The following is a 368-nucleotide window of genomic DNA, read 5'->3' as shown; positions in this document are numbered from 1 at the left end:
CTCGATGTCGCAGGTGGCGCACCGCCGTGACCAGCCGGCGCTCTGCAGTTCGAGGGCCTCGCCACACCGGGCGCAGAACCGCGCGTCGTTCAGCCAGCCGGCGAGTGCGATCGCCGTGGCGAACAGGTCCGACTCGTGCGGGTCGAGCCTGCCCCCGGCGTCCCGCAGACCCAGCCAGGTCTCCTCGGGCGCACTGTCGATGCTGTCGGTCTCGGCCGGCACGGATGCCAGCAGCAGGGGCACCCCGTCGCGGTCGCGGCCGAGCAGAGCCCAGTCCGCGTCGGCGACGGCACCCGCGTCGACGCGGAGCACGGCATCCGAGGCCACCCGTAGGCGACCGTCGCGCACGACGACGACCCGCGTGCCGG

The 368-nt window shown here is 74.7% G+C and carries 1 protein-coding gene; it reads right to left on the bottom strand.

Going from position 1 to position 368, the window contains the following annotated elements; translation table 11 throughout:
* The coding region (locus BGN97_RS12030; RefSeq protein ID WP_292701746.1) for an NADH pyrophosphatase zinc ribbon domain-containing protein at positions 1-368 on the bottom strand (368 nt) is incomplete at both ends.

Source organism: Microbacterium sp. 69-10 (assembly GCF_001897945.1).
Taxonomy (GTDB): domain Bacteria; phylum Actinomycetota; class Actinomycetes; order Actinomycetales; family Microbacteriaceae; genus Microbacterium.
This window is presented reverse-complemented; position numbering and strand designations above follow the sequence as displayed.